The sequence below is a fragment of the 'Chrysanthemum coronarium' phytoplasma genome (assembly GCF_000744065.1).
Taxonomy (GTDB): Bacteria; Bacillota_I; Bacilli_A; order Acholeplasmatales; family Acholeplasmataceae; genus Phytoplasma; species Phytoplasma asteris.
In genome coordinates, this window is record NZ_BBIY01000155.1 from 1 (window position 1) to 626 (window position 626).

Genomic DNA, 626 nt, shown 5'->3' on the forward strand with positions numbered 1-626 from the left:
GGTATCTGATTATCAAATTAGTTATCACACTTATCTTTTAATTTAAAAGAAATCTCTAACAAATGTAAAGGCAAAAATTATTCTACTAGAAATTTAAAAGAAAAAATAATTGATAGCGCTTATATTAAAGCCAAAAAACACAAACGTAAAAACCCCAACCACGAAGTTATGTTGCCTTCAGACCTAGATGAAGCTATTAATACTTTCCAAAACGTTAAAATTTCTGACACTGAAAAAAAAGCTAGAAGAAAAGAATGCGAAGACCAATATGTAGAATGGAAGCAAGGATTATTAAAATACTTAAATCCACCTAAAGATAATACTCAAGTAAACAAAAAATACACCTTCTATGGTATCGCTAGCCTAGGACGCGGACACCACCAAGAATACGAACCAACCGACCTACCGACTTACATCAAAGACCTTCATCCATGAAAAAGTCTTTATCTTCTTCTAGAAGGTATTTGGGGCCTTTGTATTCTACTCCTACAGTGTGATTAACGTGTGATACTCGCAAATCATTTACAAATTGTGAATCTTTATCTTTATCATTTGTGTGGAAATAATTGAAATAATGGCCAGGTCTGTTAGAAAGGGGTTCATTCCATTTATCAAAAGGATGAAGG

At 32.9% G+C, this 626-nt stretch carries 2 pseudogenes; one reads left to right on the forward strand and one right to left on the reverse strand.

Annotated elements, in window-relative coordinates:
* Nucleotides 1-423 (forward strand): annotated as a pseudogene (locus tag OYV_RS04775) (IMP dehydrogenase); the annotation flags it as partial.
* On the opposite strand, the pseudogene OYV_RS05155 reads toward OYV_RS04775, so the two are convergent.
* Nucleotides 416-626 (reverse strand): annotated as a pseudogene (locus OYV_RS05155) (hypothetical protein); the annotation flags it as partial. The pseudogenes OYV_RS04775 and OYV_RS05155 overlap by 8 nt on opposite strands.